Genomic DNA, 22,326 nt, shown 5'->3' with positions numbered 1-22,326 from the left:
TCACATCCAATTTATTTAAGATCCACATGCAGTAAATCAGCAGCCAGCGCTTTGAACGCCCTTGCAAAGTGCGTGACGCCCAGCTTTTTTTCCGCTTTTGCCAAAAGCTTTCCGACCTCCGGCAGATTGAAGCTGTTCGCCGTGATCCGCGGGCTTTTCGTCTTCCAGTCCGGGTCGAGGTTGCGGTCTTTAACCGCGTGCAGCAGCTCGAGAAAAATGTGCAGCAGGCTTTCATATTTCTCATAATCAAGCAGCACTTCGATGTCTGCCATCATGCTGTTGGTTAACTCCGCGTCAAACGGGCCGTTAAACGCGAGGTGCACGTCAAGCGAATGAATGTCATTGTACTTGTCGCACATGTACGCGATATTCGCCCTGATATCATCAACGGAAGCGCAGTTGCTCGGATGCTCCTGATGTACGCTCATGATATCGCGCCGCAGCTGAAATCTCATTCCCGACTGATGAAGCCTGATGCCGAGATCATAATCTTCAAAGCCGTATCTGACAATGCCTTCATCAAACAGGCCGAGATCTGCCACGTGCTGTCTCTTGACTGACGAATTGTTCGTAATGAAAAAACGCCACGGCAGACGGTAGCCGTTCAAATCATCTCCGTATTTTTCCAAAATGCTTTTCAGCACACGGATAAAGTCGGTATCTAAATCAAAGCATTGGTCAAGAAAACTTCCGTCTCTGATATCACTTTCATGAAGGAGCGGCTCTTTATCGCCCGGCAGCTCTTCATACAGTTCGGCGAGTTTTTCCTTATGCTCTTTTTCAAAACGGTCATAATAAAAGCTGTAAATCCGCTTCCAGAACATACCGCATACGACAAGATCGTCCCGGTTCTCATGAGCCTTGATATGCTTCGCCACCAAATCCTTTTCGGCAAGCATATCGCTGTCATGGAAGATCAAAATATCGCCTCTGGCATTGCGGACCGCCTGATTCCGGCCGTAAGCGATCCCTCTGTTTTCTTTAATTCTCACAAAAATCAGCGGAAAATTCGCGCTGAATGATTCAAGCATGGATAAGGTTCCGTCTTCCGAACCGTTGTCAGCCACAATCACTTCGAACGGCTCTGTGCATTCCTGTTCATTCAGGGACAGCAGGCTGTTATAAAGCCGCTCCTTGGAATTATATGCGGGAACAATGACGCTTGCCTTCACTTTTCGTTCACTTCCTGTATATGATCATTTATTTGTTATCATCCTCAGATGCAAAGCCGCTGAACTCCGGGCAGACGGCGCTGACCGTCCCGATCACCCGCTTCAGAATGTCCTGATAAAGCTGATGGACAAACGGCAGGTCGGTCCGGTCCGTCTCATGAATCTGCCGAATGTCGCCGGCTGTAACGATCCGGTATCCGCTGAAATGATAGAAAATCAGCGGACTTCCGTCTTCGAGCACAAGACGCCCGTCCTTCCATGAAAACGTGTGGCGGCCGTAATTCCAATGGCCGATATTCACGCCGGGCGTGGTGATGTCACACACATTCGGGAACAGGCCGGACATGTAATCCAAGTAGCCTTGATCTCCGAATTTTCCTTCGCCCGGCGCATTTTTGCATTCTTCCAGGCAGCGTTCTTTCCACCATCTGAGACAATCTGTGCCGGCACTGTCGGTTTTGAAGCTGAGAAAACCGGAATTATACCGGCCTAAAAGACGCTGCAGCATGTCGATTTCCTGTTTTTCAAATGAGGGAATGACGATATCGCCCCGTGACAGAAGCACCGAACAATCCGGCTGATTGTCAAAAATCGCGCGCGGATCAGCGAAGAAAAACAAATCGGCATCAATGTACGTGACACGCTCTAATTCCGGATGTCCGTCCAGCACGAATTCGAGAAATACCGGCTTCACCGTCCAGCAGTATTCGCTCTGATCCCTCGTCCGCTTCAGTTCAAGGAGCTCCTCATTTTCCAGTGCGGACATCTGAATCAAGGTGACATTATCCTGCCGCATTGCCTGAAGCACGTCATAGGTGTCTTGGTCCATACACAAAGTAAAAATGGGGGCGTCCGCCTGAACCGCTTTCAATGAGCCGAACAAAGCGATAGCCTGATACAGCCTTCCTTTTGATAAAACTGTGCAATATGCGCTTGTCACGTCTTTCTCTCACCTCTGTTTCTGTTACTTTTGAAAAAAGGCTTTATACCATTCGATCGTTTTTTCCAATCCTTCATCAATGGTATGCGCGGGCGTCCAATTCAGAAGCTTCCTCGCCTTTTCCGCCGATAAATATTGGTGCTTGATTTCATGGCTTCCCTGGTTGAGCACTTTCGGCTTGAGGTCACTGTCCATGGCCTTAAGAATTTTTTCTACAAGCTCCAGCACCGTCAGCTGAATCTCATTGCTGAAGTTGAACGCTTCTCCCGCAAGATTGAGCTCCTCCATCTTTTCCGCCAGCAAAAGGTATGCCTCGACCGCATCCTCGATGTAAAAATAATCACGGATAAATGTGCCGTCGCTGCGGATTTCCGGCGCTTCACCGTTCAGCACGAGCTGAATCGTCTGCGGAATAATCCGGTTGAAGTTCAAATCTCCGCCGCCGTACAAGTTGCCGCAGCGCGTAATACAGACCGGAAGTCCGTACGTATTAAAATATGTGTGGCTTAATAAATCGGCACAGCTTTTTGATACGTCATAAGGATGTTTGCCTTGAAGAGGCATGTTTTCATCGTACGGCAGTGTCGGCTGGTCGCCGTACGCTTTATCACTGGACGCGACGATCACCCGCTTGATGAGCGGATGCCTGCGGCACGCTTCAAGGATGTTCCATGTGCCGAGAATATTGGCTTCAAATGTGGAAATCGGATTGCGGTTTGCGACGCCGACGATCGCCTGAGCGGCTAAATGAAAGACCGTGTCAATTTCATATTCGCCCAGCGCCCGCTCAATCACATCCAGATCTTCAAGCGCGCCCTGCACGATATTCATTTGCTTCACTTGTTCTCCCTGATACAGGTTCGACTTGGGCACAGTGTCACGGACAAGTCCCGTCACATTGGCCCCCTGATCGATCAGTTCCTTCACCAAGCAGCTTCCTAAAAGACCTGTACATCCCGTCACAAACACATTTTTATTTTTCCAGAAACTCAAACTTGATCACCATACCTTCCATACATGTTGTCCCCGGTCCCACATCTTGTTGATTTCCAGCAGGTTTTTATACGTATCGATCGCCGTCCAGAAACCGTAATGCCGGTATACCGCCAATTCGCCGTCTTTCGCCAGCTCCTTCAGCGGTTCTTCTTCAAACATGACATCCCTGTCTTTCGGCAGATAATCAAATACCTTCGGGCTGAGCACGAAAAATCCGCCGTTGATGATGCCGTCACTTGAGGTTTTTTCAGAAAAGCTTTTCGCCATACCGTCTTCAACCGTCAGCGTTCCGAATTGCGAGGTCTTTTCTATACCGGTGACGGTCGCCGCAGCCCCTTTTGATTGATGATAGCTGATCAGATGAAACAGGTTGATGTTGGCCAGTCCGTCCCCGTACGTCATAAGAAAGGTTTCATCACCGATGATGTCCTTCGCCTGTAAAAGCCGCCCCGCTGTCTGCGTGTGTTCCCCCGTGTCTAAAAAAGTGATTTTCCACGGCTCGGATTTTCCCAATATCCGCAATTCTCCGGTAGAGCTGTCCAGCGTCATGCTGTGATTCTTCCAGTCATAATCTAAGAAATATTCCTTAATCATCTCTCCTTTGAAACCAAGAAGCAGGATAAATTCGTTCACGCCATAGTATTGATAGAGTTTCATAATATGCCATAGAATCGGTTTGCCGCCTATCATGGCGAGCGGTTTGGGACGTTCATTGGTGATTTCGCTCATTCTCGTTCCTTTTCCGCCGCAGAGAATGACTGCTTTCATCTCTACCCCTCTTCTCTGTGAATATTGGATTCGAAACCGCCCGTATAAGAGAAACCAACCCGATAATTTGTCCGATTCTCTATCACCGGTTTCAAAATCTACTGTAAGATATGAGAGATTGGCGCCCTTTGTGACCAAAAGCTCTCTCTTTTTTCAGATTGGTGAAGATACACACAAAAAAAGAGCCCCACGGAAATTCCGTAAGGCTCTTTCTATTATTTATTATCCTGATTCAGCTTTTCTTTGCCGTAATGATATTTAGACGGATCAACCGGCGTAAAGTCGCTCAATTTGTGGAATCTGAGCAAGTCTTTGTACATCACGCTGTCAGACAGCTTCAGCTGCTCTGTGACTCTGGCTTTCAGGTTTTTCGTTTCCTGATTGCCTTTCAGTTCTTTTCCTGTCTTCGTATCGTATACGACATTGGAGATGGAAGTATATTTCGGCGTGACGTAATCTCCGTTACGGAACGTCACCGTATCATCATGGTCTTTCGAGAAGAGATCGGTGCCGAAATTAATATATTTCTTAGAATCGATGCCTTCCAAGTGAAGGATCGTCGGCACAACGTCCATTTCACCGCCGTACGTATGGTTCACCCCGCCTTTTTTGCCGGGGATGCGAAGCATAAGCGGCACACGCTGATTCTGCGCGTTTTGATAAGGCGTAATTTCTTTGCCGAGAATTTCTTTCATCGCGCGGTTATGGTTTTCAGAGATTCCGTAATGGTCTCCGTAAAGCATAATCACCGAGTTGTCATATAAACCGGATGACTTCAGATCTTTAAAGAACTGTTCAAGCGCTTCGTCGAGATAACGCGCCGTCTGGAAATAGTCATCCACAGTCGCGTCGCCCGTTTTCGCTTTTTCGATCGTTGCGTCTTTTTCATCAAGCGTAAACGGATAATGGTTCGTCAGCGTGAGCAAATGCGCGTAGAACGGCTGTTTCAGCGATTGAAGCTTCGGAATGGATTCTTTGAAGAATGGTTTATCCTTCAGTCCCATATTGACAAGGTTGTCATCAGACATATCGTATGTGCTGGCGTCAAAGAATTTATCGTAGCCGATATGTTTGTAAATCTGGTCACGGTTCCAGAATGATTTGTAGTCACCGTGTAAAACGGCGCTTGTATAGCCCTCACTTTGGTCAAGGATGGCAGGAAGCGATTGATACGTGTTTTCCCCTTTTGTCACGAAGGCTGACCCTTCAGGCAGTCCGAACAGGCTGTTATCCATCATCAGCTCGGCGTCAGATGTTTTACCTTGGCCCGTTTGGTGGAAAAAGTTATCAAAGTACGTCATGTCCTCTCCGCCGCGGGCGAGTTTATTCAGGAACGGCGTGACTTCTTTTCCGTCAAGTTTGTAGTTGATCAAAAACGATTGGAAACTTTCCAAGTGAATCTTAATAATGTTTTTGCCTTTGGCCTTGCCGAAATACTCGGCGTTCGGCTTCGCATAATGCGACGATGTGTAGTTTTCAACGCTCGTCAGGTCATCGCTGCTGGCATATGCCCGCTGTGATTCCGTCTGCGCCGTCTGTACGCCGTCATAAATCGTGTAATTATAAAGGCCTAAGTATTTTACAATGTAATTGCGGTCAAACGTTCTTGTCAGCAGCTCCGGGCGGTCCTCTTCGGCAATCGCCAGGTTCACGAAGAACAAAACAATACCCGTCACGATAATTAATGACGTATACCGTTTTTTCAGCTTGAATTCCTTCAGCTCACGTCTCCACACCAGAAGCGCGATTAAAATAATAATATCAACAAAGTATAAAATATCATGGCCGGACATAATGCTGAAGATGCCGTCTCCCATATTTCCCACATTACCGGATTGCTTTAAGTTCGGGAATGTCAAGAAATCATCGAAGAATCGATAGAATAGGATATTTGCATACAAAATAAACGTCATGATGAAATCAATAATCACCATGATAATCGCTGATTTGCGGCCTTTCGCAAACAATGCCAGTCCTAAAAAGAAAATGGCGCTTGAGAACGGATTGATCACAAGCAGAAACTGCTGCGTCGGACCCTTCACCCCAAGGTTGAATTCAGCATGATAGGCTAAATACGTTTTGGCCCAAAACAAAATAATAGCCAGTACAAAAAAACTAAGTCTGTAAGAAAATAATTTCTTCATGGCAACCTCTACTTTCCTAAACACTTTAAATCTGTATTCTTACTTTTTGCTTCAATTCCTGCTTTCCGAGCAAAACGAAAGCATCACACAGCCCCATAAACACACCATTTAAAAAAACGATATATTTATCATTCGTGTCATGCCCATTGAACATCTTATCCCGCCAGCCATTAGACGCAGGATATCCGTTCTTCGTTTCACATTTTTTTCTGGCATTAAAAGGTACCGTATCAGACCCGGTCTGAAAATAGGAGATACCAAATATAAGAATAACACAAACTTCTAAAAACGAAAAATGAATATCAAAGACAGCCGCCCAACAGGCGGGCTGAAGTTATTGTATGCAAAGGGGTTGAAAAACTTGAAGGTTTTTTTGGCTGATGTAAAAAAAGGACTGGAGTCATCCAGTCCTTTACCTGTCAAATTATCGCTTAGACCCTAAAGATATACTTTCTTCACGTATACCTTTTGTTTTTTATAATCCAACCATGCAGCAGAGCTGGCATTTGTGACTGCTTTAACTGTTCTCCAACACTGGTCCTTAACGCGTCTTGCAAATTTCTGTTTCTCATTAGCGAAAAAAATTGTGAACTGGTTTCATCAAACCCGCCAATAAAGGAATTACCTACATGAAATGACACCCCATGTTGTTCTTTGGTCACAACATGCAGGAGCTGTTTAAATTCTTCCATTGTTAAAGAAGCACGATATTGATCTTTTAAATAGGCTTCTTCCTCACGAGATTGCGCTGTGTTAAGGCCCTCTCCCAAACTGTTCCTGTCCAAGTCTACAATATAGATACATGATTGATCTGATAATAGATGGATGAGTGTATTTACAATAGCAATAGGATTCTTAAAGAGTCCAAAACATAGATGTATGAATATAATGTCTTGCTTCTTAGACACATATTGCATAATATTTTCTGCATTTGAACATATAAAAGATGCATTAATACCGAGTTTTTTTGCTGAAGAAATTGCTTGGGCAGAGGAATCAATACCTGTCAGTTCGATCTTTTGAAACCGACTGTTCAAATATTGAATTACTTGCCCCTGTCCGCAACCAATATCTAATACAGAATACGGCTCTCTATTAAATTTACTGGAGTAAAACGACAGAAATGTTTCAATTGAAATACTTCTAATGGATGAGGTTTCCCTCTCATCATACCGAAAGCTCACTTTACTTTTCTCAGGATGAGAAAACCATGTTTGTGCTTGAATTCTGTTGGCTTCTGACTCTCTGACAATTGTTTCAATTTCCATATAACTGTGACACCTCCAAAGAGTTTACCACTCTGCTTGAGACATTGTCGGCGAAGATGTATTTATTTTCTTTTTGCTGACAGGATGAAAATACTGGATAGTTAAATTATGCACAATATGGAATGCAGCTGCTGATAAAAAATCAAATTGTGCAGCTATTACAGCTATTACAGTAAATACAGTCATATAGGGGGCTGACTTTACACCACCAAGGGGCATATGGAGCAGCAAGAATCCTATCGAGCTAATACACGTACACAATAAGACAGAATCAAAGAAGTATAGTTTAAATAGAAAAGGAATACAAATTCTCCATATTAATTCCTCTGAAACTGCGCATAAAGGCAGGAAAATCAATGTATCAAGTTTATTTACTTTTCTTTTAACAAATACAACGGATTTGTTTTTCCCCTTCCAGATAACATAAGGAAAAAAGAAACCTAGGGCACTAAATAATAAAACACCGTACGCATTATTGCTATGTATTAAAAAAAAGTTATCATCTAATAAGAAGATGCTGCAACACATAATTCCACCAAAAACGGTGATAATATCATAACTGCGCTGCGGTGTTATATGACGAGTCAGTTTATATTCCTTAGTTCTATGCTTGATTTGATACATAACTGTTAGCTTTGAAACATAGGGACCCATCAAATGAATCAGGATCCCTATAAAGATGCATGCCCTTAACTCCATCATGTTCCTGCAACTAAAGTATATATAGGGGCATCGTCTACTCCATTATGGCCACCAATAAGATCCATGAGCTCATCATCTATAAACCCTCCGTATGGACGGCTCTGGATACATTGGGCTGTGGCCAATAAAATCATATTCTGCATCAGATGACCCGCTTCAATAAATATAAATCGATATGAACGATGGCCATATTTAAACCTTGACCTCCAAAAGCTAGCCGATATGATTACAGCGAAAGAAAAGTCCTTTACAGCTTCTTCTTGTAACATTATTCTTCCGAAATCCTCTTCAGAGTACTCACCTAGATGAACTAGGCCCTTACGATAAGGATCAAAGTGATATAGACCTTTTTCCAAAGAATCCACCTTGTTGCTAACAACGTACAGATCCAACGGATAAAGAGCTCCGCCAGAAGGAATAGGGCGTCTAGGACCTTCAGGGCGCTCTATTAATCCATAACTACCCTGCAGAATGGTAGAAAGCTGTGCTAATGTTGTACTACCACCGTTAAACTGTTCGATACTTCTCCTATTTTGAATAACTTCATCTAATGATACACTTGTCCTCAATGGGGAAGGTAATGTAATCAATGGCAAGTCATCAAATCGTTTACCTGCATGAGTAGCGATCTTCTGTAATGTTGCAGATCTCATTAGGCCTGCTACTCCTGGCGCGTCCCACGCCATAGAGCTTCGATAAACTTTCGAAGCCTCAAACCAGTTCTCAGAAGGATCATCAAATCTTAGTTTTTCATTGCCATAGACTACATCAACCAAATTAGTGGCATGCCTTTCAATCTCTTTCATTTCGTTAACCCCTTTCACCTTAGTATTTATGGGAATGGATGAGGTACTGGATTAAGTGTTTCGATTGTAAACGGGTCTGGTACTAACCCTAAATCGTAAGAATGTCGTAATATACGTTCTCCACCCAACATTCTTCCCCTGTAAAGGACATCTATAGGTTTAAACCCTGGAATGATGGACTTTACTACATAAGCTCCGGCATCTTTTATATCAGGACTTGTTAAATCAAATGTAGCCACTTTGAAACCTTTTTCATATAGGTGATCATTTAGACTATTCCAAAGTACATCAGGAGAACTATCATCGAATGACTTAAATTGGTTAACATCAACTAAAGTGCTGTTACTTGTAAGGAAATCAGCTTCCTTGACGATATCGGTTCCTGCGTAAAGCTTGATATGGTCCTCAAAACTATTGATATCCCTATTAAAATCCGCATTCACTAATGCGTTACCTAAACGTTGTTCCGTCTTGACCCAAGTTCTTGTATACATACCTTCAATTGCTGCCTTTTCACAAGCCCTTTCTATTGAATAGGAGGAGGCGGCTCCAATTGCAAAAGGGGCTAAATTCGTATGAGGATTTCTGACAACTGCTAGCACAGAAGGAATACCTGAAAATACAGTCATATCAACTAAGTGTAGCCGCAATGATGTTGGTTTAATATATCTTTCATAAAAGCGTTTTAATCTCGGAGAAGAATTCACATCAATCTGGGGCAAGCTCAGCTTGTTATACCAGGTAAGCATAAAAGCATCCCGTTCAATCGTTTCAAATAAACCTGAAATTGCTGCTTCTACAAAGGTAATTCCGCAAGCAAGACCATTACTTGTAGCATGACCTATATTAGTGTCCCCAGGCCATTCCGTATGATTGGCGATATGGATTAGTTGCCCTGGGGTCCATACCTCCTCATTTGTTTTAGCATATGTCCCTTTTCTCCACCACAGCTTAGTATTTTCATTCCAAACTTCATGAGGAAATATAGGATCTTTGAATTGAGTTGGAGCGTACAATTCCCAATCTTTATATCCAATGAAACGCTTATTCTCCTTCTCTAATTCCTTTTGTGATCCAAAACATACAACATCAGAATCAAATGGAAGATAAGCTGCACTATATCTTTCCACCGTTTCCCCAATAGCAGCTAGTCTTGCCGCAGCCGCATTATCCGATCCGCCTCCATTATAAGAATTAGAGGGGACTCCGAATAAAATTTTACTGTCTGTCCCATGAGCACCGTACGAGTGTCCCCAAACGTCATCTACATCGCGTAATTTCCGATACTCTCTTCTCACTATACCTACATATGGATCAGCAAGACTATCAAGGACTTTCCATGAATCTTCTAATGTCGTCCATTTACTCACCATAATTATTTGGCCACCTCGCCGTGATACCATACTTGAGGAAACCCTGTGTCAGCGGCAGGAGAACACTTTTGGCATCTCGGTACTCTATATACACGATGGTTATCAACTGAAACTCCCCTGTCATCCAAATTGACAGTTATAAAACCACCTGGAACGGCGCTTGGTGCATAGTCTCTTAGTGTAATCCACTCTGTGACAAGATTATTCGCTATTCCTGCCTGTACCAAATGAACTGGCTGATTATATACCGGTTGTTTCGCAGCGTTGACTGGCTTGACCTTCATCAATTCTGAACGAAATACCTCATCTGAAAAGTTTGCTGATTTACGTAGGTTATAACAATGGAGACATGCAGACTTGTGCGGGATGAAAAATGGACCAACCCAAGCTGTCTGACCATCGTATGGAATAACACACAACCAAGGGACATGATCTTCTAATGACTGATCATTTACTTGTTCTAACAGCGGGTCCAAATGTGAAGCTGCTACAGCAATACGTATCGAAGGCTTCCCATTATCCGGTTTTTCTTTCCAATCTATGTTTAATCCTGTTTCCTGCAAGCTATTAGTTAGGTTTATTGCTAGGTTATTTTCCCCATGTGCTACAACTTCCACTATGCTTGTCTTTAATCTATGTAAGATCTGGTTGACTTCCACTTGCCCCCCTGCCCTCTCATATGCCAAAAAAGCAGTCATGTCAAAATTAGAAGTAGATTGTATACACAATCCGTTCGTCACCAGGAAATCGAAGACGTTTCTTAACTGATCTTTCTCTAGGTTGAACCTTTGGTGCAGTTCTTCAATTGAGACTCCATTCTCACATACAAGATATTCTGAAATTGCCTCAAAGAATTCAACGATTCCTTCTCCATCAACTTTTGTAATGGATTGTGCTTTAAAGCTTAACAGGCTTCCTTCCAATTCTCCCAAAGTAATATGAGGAGATAATTTGAACCTTACAACCGTTTGAATAGAGTGAGTTTGTTGAGACATCTGTATTCCTCCTTAATTAATTTGTTTATTTTCAAATAATTGAGCTGCATTTGGCGGATGCCCAATTATCTGTTCCAGAATATTAGTAGTTGGTTCTAGTCGGTCATCGGAAGACAGTATCTGATATTCTACCAACCATTCTATTAGATCCAGTGGCATGTTATTTTGCATCAGCATCCTAATCGCTTCCTCTTTATTTTTACATTGTAAATCTATCTGCATTTCCAAATCTTGTTCAAATATATCTTTTAGTCTTTCCATACTAATAACTTCCGCTCCGGTTAGGTCAAAGGCTTTCCCTGCGCGAACATTTACATCTTTTTTTGAGATTAAGCATGCAGATGCAACATCTTGAGTGGAAATCCAATTTACGCCTACCGGAGAAAAAGCAGTGAGCAGTATTCCTGTGGCTGCTGCCCATCCTCTGTACAACTCGATTCCGATATCCAAAGGGGATGTTCTGTATAAAATACTTTTTTTATATTTTTGTAGTAACTCTGTTTCCACGTAACCCAATTCATCATTCAAATTATATCTCCGGTTTGAAAGTATGATTGTTTCAGCATCCAAGTCAAAAGAGTTGATGAAAGAATCACTTTCGTACTTTATTGATCCGCCTAAATCTACAATCTGCAGCGGATAATCATGGAGCTCAGCCGCCTTATCCTCCAATATTTGTTTCAGGGGTTCCCTAACTCCCATGTAGTGAATTTTCACGTCCAATACCTCCTAGTCAATAATCTCACTCGATCAATCTCATGATTTGTCATCAGAAAGATAAGCAAAAAAGTTAATATAACCAATTAATACTTAATATAGAAATTATAAATTTGATAATCACCGTAAATAAATGTCTTAACAAAAGATGGTTGAACCATAAAAGTTAGGACAGTGCAGCAGCAAATAGAAAACAGCATACAAGATTAAGTTAGTTAGGATCAGAAGTTAAATACCTTTCTTAAAAGTAAACAAAGGATGGTGTCTTGAGAAAACAAATAAGTTAATAACGTATTACTTCCTCCTACTTTAGATCGCCAGGGGCGGCCTGGTTCATCTCTCTGTGCGACAAAATAATACAGGGAGTTACGAATTCACAAATATCATTAAATCAATTATTGATTTTGTAATACTATCTGAAGAAGCTTCTGAAGAATGCTGAGGTAATACAAAGAAGAGTAAATCTTTCGTAGGTGACACCAGAATCATTACAATACCAATGGGGTACAAGAAACCCTTAGTAAATTAAGCTTTATTCTAAGCAGTCGGGCAGTCACCCCTTTTGTCCAACAGACAAAGCTCAAGCTTCCTTGAAGTTTGACATTTCCTGTTAAGAATCCACCCAAAGCCCCGATCAGCCTATGCGATTCGCCTGAATTAGCTTAGCTTTAACTTCAAACAACGTTTCCTTTTTCCTAACAAGTTGGGTTATTCCGCTTAAAAAATAGTATTTATTCCCATAACCCTATTAAAACACATACTTTCCCTCTGATCAAATATAAAATTCAGAATTATTAATTTCATTTTTAACTAAATTTAGAGTGATTCAGCTTCTTAAACCAAATTGCTCATTATAAATTCATTATCTATATCACAAAAAATTACATATTTGGGTTGACAATATTGTCCATATAAATCACAATATGGTACATATCGGTGAATTCTTTGTCGATAAATTTTATGGAGGAGGTAACAATTATGACTCAAATTAAAGTGCCAACTGCTCTTATTGCAAGTGTACACGGAGAAGGTCAACATTTATTCGAGCCAATGGCTGCACGCTGTACCTGTACCACAATCATCTCTAGTTCATCTACGTTTTAACCTCTAAGACAAATAGACCAATAAGATGATCCTTATTGGTCTATGCTTCTTTATATTAAATTTAAATTAATTCTACTGAATGTAATGAAGTCCCCTCTTCTTGCAGTATACGGTATGTTGTTTTATCCATTTTGCCTCCTGTAATTTTAACGTTTGCAATATCACAAGATTCAAACCGAATATTAATTAGAATGCAGTTCGTAAAGGATACTTTCTTTAGATAGCAGTTCTTGAAGAACGTATGCAGGATGGAGGTATCTGTAAAATTGACTTTTGGCAGGTGACAACCGGTATAAAGCATATACTCAAGTTTACATGTGTCATAATTTGACTGGCTGAGATCACTTTTTTTAAATGTCGATTCTATGATGGCGGAGTCTTTACATGAGAAATTCTTGAAGTAGCAGTTTTTGAAGACAGAGTGTTCGACATCGATATTCTGAAGAGTTGCACTTTTAAAGTCACTGAGATAGTACTCGGCATTTACCGGCTCAAAATCCTCCGTTTTTTGCAAATTCTTATTTATAAACGTCTTTTTTTTGAGTTTTAATACATTGGATTTATCTATATTCAGGTCACTGGTATCGACCGCCAAGCTTTTGGATTCTATTTCGCGTATAAGCAACTTCTCAATATCCAGCTTTGTCATACCCTCTGCTTCCAGGCTAATACTTCTATCATGAAGCTTAGTTAAAAGCTCCGTTTTTTTTCTGCTCAGTAACGAATTTCTTTCGTACTTTTTAAATAGAGCCTCGACATACAGTTTTAGTTTTTCACTTATCATTTCCCGCTCTCCTTTTAGTCCCAGCTGCGTTTTAATGACCCATTCTTCAGCGGTCTAGTTTCTTGCCATTTTAATGTAATGCCGGTATCCAATTAGAGAAACTATAAATCCCAGTATTGTATAGCCCAGTACAACAAGGGTTACCCATATTAGACTTTCTCCTCCCGATATCGTCGAGACCGATTGAATTAACCCTTGATGCGCCCAGTACTGCGGAAAGAGCATTCCAATAGTTTGAAGATAGCTTGGTAATTGATCATAAGGGGTCCATAAACCACATACAACAGCGGTACCTAATGCAATCACATTTGTCATGACCAAACCGGTATTTTCAGTCTTTGCAAAGACTGAAATGGCAACTCCCCAGGATGTAACCAGTAAAGATATCAACACAACAACCCACAGATACGCCGGAAAATTATTAATTTCAATATCATACAGAAATATTCCTAAAACAGAAAGGAGAAGAATTTGCATAAAAGTTATGACTAAAAAAGGAATGCTTTTTCCTAAGAAGAAATTATAAGGCTTTAAAGGGGTACTTGCCAGTCTTGATACAATTCCTTTTTCCCGATCCTTTACAAAACTTATAACGATGGAGATAATAATGAATGTAGAAAAGAATACGCTCATACCGGTTACAGATTGTGAAGCTACTAAAGTTTTGTTTGTACTGTCTGTCGTAAATAGCTCAATCAGCAATATGATGGACACAATAGGTAATATAATCGTCCAAAAAAACAGAGACTTATCCTTTAACTGTTTTAGCGTTTCAATTTGAGCGAGCGGTAACATGATAAATTCCCCCTTTATTCTTCATCACGCAAATCAGTGCCGGTAAGTTTAAAGAATACATCTTCTAATTTTGGCTTATATAAAAACAACTGATGAGGCACAATATTGTTTTCCTTACTGACGCTAATTAAGCGCTCCATGGTTTCTAAAGGTTTTTTGGTTTTTATTATCAGCCCTGAATTAACGACTGAAAACTCAAAACCATGGCTCTTTATTAATTCATGAGACAATGAGGAGTTAAACATAATAGATGATTCTTTATGTCGTTTAAGCAGTTCATTTATTTCTCCTTCATCGATAATCTGCCCTCTGTCGATAAAAGCTACATAGTCACAAAGAGTTTCAATCTCTTCCATGTAATGGCTCACATAAATAATGGTTTTACCGGCTTTTTTGAGTCGATTTACGATGTTAAAAATGTAGCGGCGTGATTGCGGATCCACGCCTACCGTCGGCTCATCTAGAATAATTAAGTCTGGATCGTGCATTAATGCACACCCGATATTTAAACGGCGCTTCATTCCTCCGGAAAAGTTCTCCACAACGTCGTTTGTCCTTTCTGACAACCCGATATCTTCTAACAGTTTTTTTGTTGTTTGCTTTAGTTTTAAGCCATTCAGTCCATGTACCTTTCCGAAAAATTCCATGTTAGTCTTTGCGGTTAATTTTTCTTCAAGGCTGATATCCTGTGGAACATAACCCAATCTGCCATTTTCATTACCGACAAATTCAACCTTACCGTCATATTCCCGGATGATGCGTGAGATGATCTTAATTAAGGTAGATTTGCCGGATCCGTTCGGTCCAACAAGTCCATAGCAGACTCCTTTCGGAATTGTTAAAGCCACATTGTCCAAAGCCAGAGTCGTGCCATAGCGCTTACTTATATGTTCAACTTGCAGCATTTACACCATTCCCCCACTGTTATTTATTTTAAATATGGATTCAATTGTATTAATGTACTCCTTGTAGGCTGCTTTCCCTTCTTTCGTAATCTGAACAATAGTCTTCGGCTTTTTGGATACGAACTTCTTGGTTAGTTCTATATAAGCTGCATCTTCTAACTTTTTCAGATGCGAACCTAAATTCCCATCTGTGATGTCTAATGACTTTTTCAGGAAAGTAAAATCACATTGATCATAAGTCATCAGTAAACTCATAATTCCCAACCGTACTTTGGCATGTATTAAATCATTGATATTGTTAACATTACTCATTTCCTTGCCCTTTTCTTTTCAAAATCATTCCTGTAAGTAATAGGCTGCCTCCGCCAATAAATGCAAAAACAATATTCATTGCATTAGGAAGTAAGCAGAATGTAAGCATACCGAGTATGCTCAGCCAAAATCCCATAACAAAAATCTCTTTTGTTAACACGATGCCTAAGAATATGTACATAATAGACACCATTAACACAATCAAAAACGATAGAAATTCTCCTGTTCGCGGCAATAATCCCATTAAAATCAGGAAAACAAAAATGCATACCATTAATATGAATCCAATCCATGCATATTTTAATTGATTCTTTAAGAAAGTGGGCATGGGATCAAATTGTTTCTGCTTAAGATATGTCTTCAAAGTCAGTATCCACCCTAATACTGCCAGTATTAACCAGACACAAGCAAGGACTACAGAAGGTACCTTACATAAAGAAACGGAGTACGCAATAATCCATATACAGCCCCAAATAATGAAATATGGACTGGTTTGCCTTGAGTACTCAGTCTTGTAGTTCGTCAAGACTTTGATATGAGATAAGTTTTCAGCTATCTCTGATTCACGAAAATTCTGATTTGGCATAAGACAGGCTCCTCTTTTTACAAAGTACTTTGTGAAACAGAGTATATTCTAATTCCATATATTTGTAAAGAGGTTTTATCCAAAATAGGCGCAACTATTTAGTCTTGGAAACAGCAGATGGGACTCTTGGCGCTGATATCCTTCCACCACTGTGAGACATCCTTATCTTGTTATAAGATCTCACAACAAAGCCTTCAGATTGCTGACAAACCGAATGTATATCGATTGGAAAGCAATTCATTTTCTTGAAGGAAAAAGGACTGGAGTCATCCAGTCCTTTTCATCAAATCGGTCAAATCCCCGCCCAAACATCTTTTGCGTAAATGCCTTTTGTCTGGAGGTCCAAAAGCCATTCTTGCGCTTGCCGTTCGTCTGTTTCGCGGACCGACTGATACGCTTTTTGCAGCGTTGCCTCTACATCGGGCGCCATTTTGCTGCCGTCGCCGCATACGTAGAGGTGCCCTCCCCGGCCGAGGATGGAAATTAAAGCGCCGGCGTCTTTCGCCATTAAGTGCTGCACATACGTTTTCGGTACGCCTTCTTTGCGGGAGAAAGCCGTATGAAGCGTCACGATTCCGTCTTTTTCATAAGCTTCAAGCTCGTCACGGTAAATAAAATCATGATCGTTTCTGCATCCGAAATACAGATGAGCCTCCCCCAGCTCTTTTCCTTCTTTTTTTAACGCCGCCCGGGCCTGCAGAAATCCGCGGAACGGGGCGACTCCTGTGCCGGGACCGACCATAATAATCGGTTTTTCCGGATCTTCCGGCAGCCGGAATCGTGTTTCCGGAGTGCGGACAAACATCACGATACCATCCTCAGGGCCGCGGTCCGCTAAATAATTCGAAGCGACTCCGCGATACTCACCCAAACCGCTCCGGGCGGGGCCGCGAACGACGCCGACGGTAATTGAAGCCTGCCCGGGATGTTTCCGGGGCGAACTTGAAATCGAATAATACCGCGGCTTCAACGGGCGCAAAAGCTCCAGAAATCGCTCAAACGGAAGTTCACACGCTTCATATTTTTCAAGGAGATCGAGCATCGAGACGCGCGATGTTAAGATTTGCTCCTGATAGACGCCCTCCTCAAGAAAATCTTCCAATTCCCGTTTATGCGGCGGGCAGACCGTATAAGCAGCCATTTCCCGGATTTGAGCCCTTGATGCCGCTTCCTGCAATTCGACACAGCTGCTCAGAAGATCATGCAGCCTGACCGGCCGATCGAGCGGGAGATGAGCCGCGCTCTGTCCGCTGGCTGTCAGCAGCACTTGATCATTCCCGTTCAGATTGAATCGGCGGAGAACACGGCTGACCTGCTCTTTGCTGTTTACCGGCAGCACGCCGAGATGATCCCCTTCATGATAGGCAGCCTCTTTCGGCAGAGTGATTTCGATATGCCTTGTGCTCCGGCCGCTTTCCGGCGCCTGAAGTTCCCTGTTTTCCGCAACGGATGCGTAAACCGCTTCATACGTCTGTGCCAAAGGAGACCCCCCAAGCCCGCTGACAAATTGAAGGCCCAGCGCACTTCGCTCTTTTTCGGCATTTTCATTCAGCTTGAGACCGAATGCCTTCATGGCGTCCGTCCACATGCTTTTTTTCCATTCATCAAGCTTTCCTTCAAAATCGCCGCTGACGTCCCCCTCGCCTCGGGAGGAAAAGCGTTCCGCCCCTTTTTCGGCAAGCTTCTCATCAATAAGCCTCGGCACGGCCTGATATGTCGCCGCCCAGTTATGATCACCGCAGCCGAAGACGGCATATCGGACGCCTTCCAGCTCCCCGGGTTTGACTTCTTCAAGCCATTGAACGAATTGTCCCGCGTTGCTCGGAGGCTTTCCGTTATAAGAGGACGTAATGATCAAGAGAGCTCCTTCTTTCGGCAGTTTTCCGATCCGGTCATTTAAAGGCGCCGTTTCAGTCCGGACGCCGTGCATCCCGGCAGTATCGGCAAGCTCCCGCGCCACGCCTTCTGCGGTTCCCGTATCTGAGCCGTACAGAATCAGAAGCGGTCGGTTATCAAGCCCGATAATGGATGCGCCTTTTGTTTCCCGTTTTTCTTTTCCGACGTCTTCCGCCGCTTTTTCAGCCGCCGGGAGAGCAGCCGCAACGTCTTCTTTGTTTCTCGGCCGCACCCGGATATGAAAGTCGCCGGGCTTGATCGTCAGTGTCTGTTTAATATCGAGCTCATAATCGGTGTGATCGATAAAGGTAAAATGCTGCAGAATCATCCCCAGAACAAGAGTTGCTTCATGCAGGGCGAACTGCATACCGATACACGCCCTCTGACCGTTTCCGAACGGCTTATACGCATGGTGAGGCACTCGATCAGGATGTTCAAACCGCTCCGGATAAAATTCCTCCGCATTGTCTCCCCACGCGTCTTTATCACGGTGAAGCTGGGGAATTAAGACGGAAATTCTGTCTTTCGGCGTGATCGGATATTTCCCGCCGATCACCGTATCCTCTTTCGCATAAAGGCTGAACGCAGGCGCGGTCGGCCATAAACGCAATGACTCCTGCAAAATCATTCGGATATAAGTAAGATCCAGCACTTGTTTATATGAAGGAACGGGATCGGTCAATACCCGATCAGCTTCCTCATAGGCTTTTTCCAAAACACGGGGATGTTTCAGCAGAAAGTAGATGGCAAAGGAAAGCAGGCCGCTTGTCGTTTCGTGGCCCGCAATTAAAAACGTGATGATTTGAAACCGGATATTTTCATCATCAAGTTTTTCGCCCGTTTCCGGGTCTTCCACATTCAGCATTCTGGCCAGCAGATCCTTTTCATCCCGGCCGCCTGACCGGCGCTCTGCGATAATACTGTCTACTAACGAAAACATCGCCTGAATGTCATGATGAAATTGGCGCTTCGTTCTGATCATAAGCTTATCCTGAACATCAAGGCGCTGCATTTGGTGCATCGCTTCATCAAGGGCGCGCACCATGCTGTTGATAAACGGATGAGGCGTTTCCCTGTAATAGCTGTTAAACCGATAGTTAAAGCCGCAAAGCCCAATCGTATCAAGCGTCAGCCGGGTCATATCAGCAGGCACATCAACGGCCTCATCCGGGTTCAGCCTAGCCCATTTTTGAATCAGCTGCACCGCGATATCAGTCATCATCGAATGATAATCTTTCATCGCGCGCTGGCTGAAGGTCGGCATCAGAATATGATGCGCCTTTCGCCAGTTAGGCTCATGCGTCCAGCTTGTAAACAGCCCGTCACCGGAAAACGCCCGGACTTTCTCTAAAGCCCCTTCAATGCTTTTATCGAACCGCTCTTCATCACAAACCTCTTTCACCAGTTCATGGCCGGACACGACGATAATGGCGCCTGCCGGCGTATGGAGCTGAAAAATAGGCCCCTGCTCGTTTGCCAGTTTGATCAGCGACATTGTAGGCTTGTCTTTATCAAGCAAAGGAAGATTGCCGAGCGGGCCGAATGTCTTCGGCTGCGGAATCGGACCTGTTTCCTTCATGAATAACACCCTTTCTTACACGTTGATGCGTTCCTTCCAACTACATTGCCCTTTTCACCGGCCGATTATCCGCCGTCACGGATCAATCATCGGATTGACGATCGATAACGGTTTTTTCTATACTGGAGAGGCTTGTTAAATACAGAAATAAGGTGAGTTCACATATGGATTTTGAAATCAAGTTTTTATCGTTTTATGTCATTCAAGTGGAAGGAAAAGACGAACAGGCAAACAAACAGTTCAAACATTTCCAGACCCTTGACACGGAAGAATTTGAAGAAAGCGAGCTGAAGGATTTTCTAGACGGGGAATTGAAGAAAATCGTCAAACGGAAAGCCGAACGGCATCCGCAATCCGAGCAAGTCCCAACAAAAATCGGCCATTTTATCACGGAGCCGGGCCATGAGCTTGATTCAAATCCGAATTACAACCTTTTCAACCGCGCCAGACTTGCGGATACGAAGGAAGCATTTATCGAAGCAAGCGAGCAATTCGTCCGCACTTACCTTGACACGAGTGCCGTGCGCGGCGGTGTTTTTATCGTGGCATCGGCCGTTCCGCGCAAGTATTTTGAAGACAAATTCGTCTTTATGATGAAATGCGATTTCGAGCCGAAGGTCGCCCGCATCTCAGACGCCTCGTCTCTCATTAAAAAGGTCGAAATGGCCATCACGACAAAAAACATGAAAAGCATTCAATATCCGTATATGCCGGAAGAAGGCATGACGGAAGAGCATGAGCTGAAAATCCACCAGGCCTCGCACGCCCGTTATTTCGAAGATTTTCTCAAATTTGTCGAATACGGCGAATCGATGCCGGAAATCATGAAAAACCAAGTCATGAACATGGTGCAGGAACACGTGTATGAAACGTTTGAAGAAAACAGCGAAGAGCTTCAGCAGTTTGAGCACGACATTGAAATTTGGGAAGCGAGTGAAAAGCGGGAAATTCAGGAGCGCCTCGACACTCATCAAGTCATCGAGGCATCCGCGCAGATCATTGAACACACGCCGGAAGCCGAGCTGAAAATGAAAGTCGGAGAAACAGAGATTAAAGGATTACTGGCTGATTTCGGCGAATCCATCCATCTCGCAAAAGTGAACGGGCGCTATGTCGCGCTCATTGAGGCGGAGACGATCTCGTTTGAAAAAGGCAGTTCGCCGGTGGAGTTTCACAAGCCTGAGGGGCTGCATGAGGTGATTGAACGGATACGGAATAAATCTGAACAAGACTGACAAAAGTCCAGACGCCATGTTCTGGACTTTCTTTATTTAATAAGGCTCTTTGAGCAATCGATAGCATTCACTGATGATGTCTTGGACGCCGGGCGTTCCCTTTATCTCGCGGCGGACGATTTCAGATGAGAGATTCTGCACCTGTAATGCCCGCTCCGCCCGTCTTTCGAAGTATGCTTGACATGCAGTTTCATGGTTTTCGTGTTTTTGCAGTTCTTCACTAAGCACAATCGCGTCTTCAATCGCCATCGCCGCTCCCTGGGCCAATGTCGGCGCTCCTGCATGGACGGCATCCCCGCCCAGAACGACGCGGCCTCTGTGCCACGGTTCTTTGACCGCCATCTGCTCAATCTTATGAAACAAAACGGGATATTCCTTTGACATATTCTCTGTCACAAACTTTACTCCCGGAATTCCGCGCAGCAAGTCTTTCACCCGTTCAAAACGCGTGTCCTCGTCATCCCTGAAGTCAGCGTCATACGGCCGGATGATAAATACGTATCCTGTTTTTTCAGAGAGCGGCACGACTCCGACCTGCGTCTGCCCTTTTTTATACATCAGTGTCGAATCATGAAATATCGGCTCGGGAAAAGAAATGTAAAATCTGTGCGCTCCCATGCCGAGATACTCTGTTTTCACTTCTCTTTGCAGCATTTGATCGCGGACAGCGGAGCGGATGCCGTCAAAGCCGGCGAGGATGTCAGCCGTCATCGCGGTTCCGTCTGCACAATGCACCGTTATGTCATCTGCCGTTTCTTCGTAAGACACGACTTTTTTACCGAGCAGAATCGTGACCCCCGCCGCTTCAGCATGTTTTTTGAGGATATCGTTTAACGTTTGCCGCAATATATTATTCCGCCCCGGCAATGAATCATCTAAAAACGCCTCACTCACTTTAAACTGCAGCGTTCCGTTTTCATCATGCTGCTTCAGCCATTCCGTTTGAAAGCCGTGTTGACAGCATTCATCATACACACCGATTTCCCGCAGCACCCGCAGCGCATTTTGGGGCTGGAGAATGCCCGCTCCGCTTTTTCGCATGTCGGACGCCGCCTCGCAAAGGGTCACTTCAAAACCCGCTCTGCCGAGAGAAATCGCTGCGGACAGGCCGCCGATCCCTCCGCCCGCTATGATGATCTTTTTCACTTCATGGTTCATCACGATACCGCCTTCTCTATTTATTTATCATTCATTAACTATTAGCCACCTTACTATATAAGCTGAAAAACTGTCAATCTTTATAGGTTGC

Annotated in this window: 20 protein-coding genes; 2 read left to right on the top strand and 18 right to left on the bottom strand. The window is 43.5% G+C overall.

Going from position 1 to position 22,326, the window contains the following annotated elements:
• Positions 1-11 precede the first annotated feature (11 nt).
• The 11 genes from ACKTRM_RS03820 to ACKTRM_RS03770 form a co-directional block, all read right to left on the bottom strand.
• Positions 12-1,172, bottom strand: coding sequence for a glycosyltransferase family 2 protein (locus ACKTRM_RS03820; RefSeq protein WP_012117044.1), 1,161 nt, complete (start codon positions 1,170-1,172; stop codon positions 12-14).
• Positions 1,173-1,200: 28 nt separating this feature from the next.
• The gene (locus ACKTRM_RS03815) at positions 1,201-2,112 is read right to left on the bottom strand and encodes a putative nucleotide-diphospho-sugar transferase (protein WP_012117043.1); all 912 of its coding nucleotides are present in this window, start codon (positions 2,110-2,112) and stop codon (positions 1,201-1,203) included.
• A 24-nt stretch (positions 2,113-2,136) separates the two neighbouring features.
• The gene (locus ACKTRM_RS03810) at positions 2,137-3,105 is read right to left on the bottom strand and encodes a GDP-mannose 4,6-dehydratase (protein WP_012117042.1); all 969 of its coding nucleotides are present in this window, start codon (positions 3,103-3,105) and stop codon (positions 2,137-2,139) included.
• A gap of 6 nt (positions 3,106-3,111) precedes the next feature.
• Positions 3,112-3,876: a glucose-1-phosphate cytidylyltransferase gene (gene rfbF, locus ACKTRM_RS03805; RefSeq protein WP_012117041.1), complete on the bottom strand. Its 765-nt coding sequence runs from the start codon at positions 3,874-3,876 to the stop codon at positions 3,112-3,114.
• Between the two features lie 215 nt (positions 3,877-4,091).
• Positions 4,092-6,020 carry an LTA synthase family protein gene (locus ACKTRM_RS03800; RefSeq protein ID WP_003155677.1) on the bottom strand — a complete coding sequence of 643 codons (1,929 nt, stop codon included), beginning with the start codon at positions 6,018-6,020 and terminating at the stop codon, positions 4,092-4,094.
• A gap of 455 nt (positions 6,021-6,475) precedes the next feature.
• Positions 6,476-7,288 carry a class I SAM-dependent methyltransferase gene (locus tag ACKTRM_RS03795; protein ID WP_012117040.1) on the bottom strand — a complete coding sequence of 271 codons (813 nt, stop codon included), beginning with the start codon at positions 7,286-7,288 and terminating at the stop codon, positions 6,476-6,478.
• Between the two features lie 24 nt (positions 7,289-7,312).
• Positions 7,313-7,987: a CPBP family glutamic-type intramembrane protease gene (locus tag ACKTRM_RS03790; RefSeq protein WP_015239354.1), complete on the bottom strand. Its 675-nt coding sequence runs from the start codon at positions 7,985-7,987 to the stop codon at positions 7,313-7,315.
• Positions 7,987-8,796 (bottom strand): SagB/ThcOx family dehydrogenase, encoded by an 810-nt coding sequence (locus ACKTRM_RS03785; RefSeq protein ID WP_012117038.1) that lies wholly within the window; start codon positions 8,794-8,796, stop codon positions 7,987-7,989. The genes ACKTRM_RS03790 and ACKTRM_RS03785 overlap by 1 nt, the downstream gene beginning before the upstream one ends.
• A gap of 26 nt (positions 8,797-8,822) precedes the next feature.
• Positions 8,823-10,169, bottom strand: a complete 1,347-nt coding sequence (locus tag ACKTRM_RS03780; RefSeq protein WP_015239353.1) for a YcaO-like family protein — start codon at positions 10,167-10,169, stop codon at positions 8,823-8,825.
• 2 nt (positions 10,170-10,171) lie between these two features.
• A complete protein-coding gene (locus ACKTRM_RS03775) occupies positions 10,172-11,164 on the bottom strand; it encodes a TOMM precursor leader peptide-binding protein (RefSeq protein WP_012117036.1) in 993 nt (330 codons plus the stop codon).
• Between the two features lie 12 nt (positions 11,165-11,176).
• Positions 11,177-11,881, bottom strand: coding sequence for a hypothetical protein (locus ACKTRM_RS03770; protein ID WP_012117035.1), 705 nt, complete (start codon positions 11,879-11,881; stop codon positions 11,177-11,179).
• A gap of 978 nt (positions 11,882-12,859) precedes the next feature.
• Here ACKTRM_RS03770 and pznA point away from each other — a divergent pair.
• Positions 12,860-12,985 (top strand): TOMM peptide plantazolicin, encoded by a 126-nt coding sequence (gene pznA / locus ACKTRM_RS03765; RefSeq protein WP_157662605.1) that lies wholly within the window; start codon positions 12,860-12,862, stop codon positions 12,983-12,985.
• 61 nt (positions 12,986-13,046) lie between these two features.
• Here the strand turns inward: pznA and ACKTRM_RS03760 are convergent, their stop codons facing one another.
• From ACKTRM_RS03760 to ACKTRM_RS03735, 6 genes are all read right to left on the bottom strand, one after another.
• Positions 13,047-13,769, bottom strand: coding sequence for a pentapeptide repeat-containing protein (locus ACKTRM_RS03760; protein ID WP_012117034.1), 723 nt, complete (start codon positions 13,767-13,769; stop codon positions 13,047-13,049).
• Positions 13,770-13,823: 54 nt separating this feature from the next.
• The gene (locus ACKTRM_RS03755; protein WP_012117033.1) at positions 13,824-14,564 is read right to left on the bottom strand and encodes an ABC transporter permease; all 741 of its coding nucleotides are present in this window, start codon (positions 14,562-14,564) and stop codon (positions 13,824-13,826) included.
• A gap of 14 nt (positions 14,565-14,578) precedes the next feature.
• Positions 14,579-15,469 carry an ABC transporter ATP-binding protein gene (locus ACKTRM_RS03750; protein ID WP_012117032.1) on the bottom strand — a complete coding sequence of 297 codons (891 nt, stop codon included), beginning with the start codon at positions 15,467-15,469 and terminating at the stop codon, positions 14,579-14,581.
• Positions 15,470-15,781, bottom strand: coding sequence for a winged helix-turn-helix domain-containing protein (locus ACKTRM_RS03745; protein WP_007609957.1), 312 nt, complete (start codon positions 15,779-15,781; stop codon positions 15,470-15,472).
• On the bottom strand, positions 15,774-16,367 hold the full coding sequence (locus ACKTRM_RS03740) for a hypothetical protein (RefSeq protein WP_012117031.1): 594 nt from the start codon (positions 16,365-16,367) through the stop codon (positions 15,774-15,776). Before ACKTRM_RS03740 ends, ACKTRM_RS03745 begins: the two co-directional genes overlap by 8 nt.
• A gap of 292 nt (positions 16,368-16,659) precedes the next feature.
• Positions 16,660-19,842 carry a bifunctional cytochrome P450/NADPH--P450 reductase gene (locus tag ACKTRM_RS03735; protein WP_012117030.1) on the bottom strand — a complete coding sequence of 1,061 codons (3,183 nt, stop codon included), beginning with the start codon at positions 19,840-19,842 and terminating at the stop codon, positions 16,660-16,662.
• A 164-nt stretch (positions 19,843-20,006) separates the two neighbouring features.
• Here ACKTRM_RS03735 and ACKTRM_RS03730 point away from each other — a divergent pair, with 164 nt between their 5' ends.
• Positions 20,007-21,077, top strand: coding sequence for a DUF3900 domain-containing protein (locus ACKTRM_RS03730; protein WP_007408944.1), 1,071 nt, complete (start codon positions 20,007-20,009; stop codon positions 21,075-21,077).
• A gap of 36 nt (positions 21,078-21,113) precedes the next feature.
• Here the strand turns inward: ACKTRM_RS03730 and ACKTRM_RS03725 are convergent, their stop codons facing one another.
• Complete coding sequence (locus ACKTRM_RS03725; RefSeq protein WP_023356765.1) at positions 21,114-22,235, bottom strand: FAD-dependent oxidoreductase; 1,122 nt, start codon at positions 22,233-22,235, stop codon at positions 21,114-21,116.
• Between the last annotated feature and the right edge of the window lie 91 nt (positions 22,236-22,326).

This window comes from Bacillus sp. D7-8, from assembly GCF_052055895.1.
Classification (GTDB): domain Bacteria; phylum Bacillota; class Bacilli; order Bacillales; family Bacillaceae; genus Bacillus; species Bacillus velezensis.
The sequence above is the reverse complement of the archived record's forward strand: the minus strand, read 5'-3'. Positions and strand labels throughout refer to the sequence as shown.